Source organism: Allobosea sp. GW822-FHT05A11 (assembly GCF_058800455.1).
Window position 1 is genome coordinate 1 of record NZ_JBXAMI010000012.1, and the last position, 2822, is coordinate 2822.

Genomic DNA, 2822 nt, shown 5'->3' on the forward strand with positions numbered 1-2822 from the left:
CTGGCGACGATCTGCGTGGGATTGACGAAACGCAGGGCGATGACGAGCCAGATCAGGGTGGTGACCATGTAGATCACCGCCATGGCGTCGATCGACTGCACGGCGCGGACACCGGAGGCGAAGACAGCGTAGTAGAGCGCGACGACGAGCGTCTGGCTGGTCGGGCCGGCCGTGAGGAAGGTCAGTTCGAACATCGCGAGGGTGCGCACCAGCACCAGCAGCAACGCGGCGAGGATACCGGGCAGCAGCAGCGGCAGCAGCACATGCACGAAGAGCTTGAAGGTGTTGGCGCCGAAGACGCGCGCCGCCGACTCGATCTTGGTGTCGATCTGCTCGATGAACGGGATCATCACCAGGATGACGAAGGGCACCGTCGGCACGAGATTGGCGAGCACGACGCCCGACATCTGGCCGGCGAAGCCCGCCTGGTAGAGCACCGTCGCCAGCGGAATGCCGAAGGTGATCGGCGGCACCAGGAGCGGCAGCAGGAAGAGCAGCATGACGAGCTTCTTGCCCGGGAAGTCGCGCCGCGCCAGCGCATAGGCCGCGGGCACGCCGATCAGGCCGGAGAGCGCCACCACCAGGAAGACGATCTGGAACGTGACGAGCAGCACCTCATAGAGCTGGAACTCGGACCATGCGGCCGCATACCAGCGCGTCGTCCAGCCCGCCGGCAGCCAGGTGCCGAGCCAGCGCGTCGAGAAGGACGAGGTCACCACCGTCGCGATCATCGCGAAGAGGTTGACGATGAAGAAGCCGATCAGCGTCCAGTTGGCGGCAGCCCAGAGCTTCGTCGAGAGACGGGTATCCTTGACCATCGGATCAGCCCTTTCCGCCGCCGGCAGGGCCGCGATACAACATGCCGCGCGCGGCCAGGACCACGACGACGATGGCGAGCTGAACCACGCCCATGATCATCGCGACGGCCGAAGCCATGGAGTAGTCGTATTCCTCGAAGGCCGCCTGATAGGCCGCGATCGAGATCACCCGGGTCGGCCCCGAGGGCGCGCCGAGCAGCACGGCCGAGGGGAAGACCGAGAAGGCCTGCACGAAGCTCAGGCAGAAGGTGATCGCGAGCCCCGGCAGCAGGAGCGGGAACAGGATGTGCTTGAAGCGCTCCCACGGCCCGGCACCCAGCGTCGCGCCCGCCTGTTCCAGCGCCGGATCGATGCCGGAGAGGTAGGACAAGGTCAGCAGGAAGGTGAAGGGGAAGCCGGTGATGACCAGCGAGAGCATCACGCCCCAGTAATTATGCAGCAGCTTCACCGGCGAGGAGATGATGCCGAAGGTCATCAGCACGCGGTTGAACCAGCCCTGCGGCCCGAGATAGTTCAGCAGGCCCTCGGCGACGAGCACGGTGCCGAGCGTGATCGGGATCACCAGGATCGTGGTCAGCAGGCGCTGGTTCTTCATCAGCCGGACGCGGAAGGCGATCGGGATCGCCAAGAGCAGCGTCGCGACCGTCACCGGCAAGGCGAGCCAGAGCGTGGTCCCGATCGTCCCATAGAGGAAGGAATCGGAGAAGAAGCGCTGGTAGTTGGCGAAGATGCCGCCCTGCTTCGGCTCGAAGGAGAGCACGAGCCCGTACAGGAACGGGTAGATGAACAGCGCCAGCAGGAACAGGATCGCGGGGACGACGAGCAGCGTCAGCCCGTCCAGCCCGCGCGCCGCCAGCCGCTGCTTCAGCGGGATGGAGGTGATGTCCGCACTCACGCCGCCGCTCCATAGACGAGGACGCGCTCGGGATCGGCGGCGAGCGTCACCGCCTCGCCCGGCGCCAGCTTGTCATGGGCGAGGAAGGACAGATCCGTGCCATCCGCCATGCGGGCGAAGCCGACGAATTCGCGACCGCGGAACTCGGTCGAGACGACCTGCGCCTTGAGGCCGGCTTGGCCGGCCGCGACCGGATGCAGATCCTCCGGGCGGATCGCCAGATAGCCGTCGGCGCCAGCGGAGAGTGCGTGACGCGCGCGGCCCGAAAGCTGCGCATCGCCGACAGCGACCGTCGCCCTGCCCTCGCCGACGGAGGCGACCTTGCCCTTGACCTTGTTGCGGAAGCCCATGAACTCGGCGACGTCGAGATGGTCCGGCCGCATGAACAGGTCTTCCGGCGCGCCGACCTGGCGGACCTGACCGTCGCGCAGCACCACGATCCGGTCGGCGAGCGAGAGCGCTTCCTCCTGGTCGTGGGTGACGTAGATCGTGGTGGCGCCGAGCGTGTTGTGGATGCGGCGGATCTCGGCGCGCATCTCGAGACGCAGCTTGGCGTCGAGATTCGACAGCGGCTCGTCCATCAGCACCAGCGGCGGCTCGACCACGATGGCACGCGCGATCGCGACGCGCTGCTGCTGGCCGCCGGAGAGCTGGCCCGGCAGCTTCTCGGTCTGGCCCTGCAGGCGCACCAGCGCGGCGGCTTCCGCCACGCGCTTGTCGATCTCGGCGCGCGGCAGGCCGCGCATCTTCAGGCCGAAGCCGATATTCCTGTTCACGTTCATATGCGGGAACAGGGCATAGCTCTGGAAGACCATGCCGAAGCCGCGCTCTTCCGGACGCAGCGGATCGATGCGCCTGTCGTCGAGCCAGATGCCGCCACCGGTCGCCGGAAGCAGCCCCGCGATCAGGTTCAGCGTCGTCGACTTGCCGCAGCCCGACGGGCCCAACAGCGCGATGAACTCGCCCTTGCCGATCGTCAGCGAGACGTCCTTGAGCGCGTTATGGGTGCCGAAGTCACGGCTCAGACGGTCGAGCCGAAGCTCGCGGAACGAAGCTGCGTTGATGGTCATGGCTTCCGGATGAATCTGAGAAACGGGATCGAAAGGACG

At 66.7% G+C, this 2822-nt stretch carries 3 protein-coding genes; all 3 read right to left on the minus strand.

Translation table 11 applies throughout. The annotated features are described in order from the left end of the window. Nucleotides 1-818: ABC transporter permease (locus AC1RLU_RS26475; RefSeq protein ID WP_492799007.1), on the minus strand; the 818-nt coding region annotated here is incomplete at its 3' end. A gap of 4 nt (nucleotides 819-822) precedes the next feature. Next, nucleotides 823-1713, minus strand: a complete 891-nt coding sequence (locus AC1RLU_RS26480) for an ABC transporter permease (protein WP_244492694.1) — start codon at nucleotides 1711-1713, stop codon at nucleotides 823-825. Continuing rightward, nucleotides 1710-2777, minus strand: a complete 1068-nt coding sequence (locus tag AC1RLU_RS26485; protein ID WP_492799008.1) for an ABC transporter ATP-binding protein — start codon at nucleotides 2775-2777, stop codon at nucleotides 1710-1712. Before AC1RLU_RS26485 ends, AC1RLU_RS26480 begins: the two co-directional genes overlap by 4 nt. Nucleotides 2778-2822 lie beyond the last annotated feature (45 nt).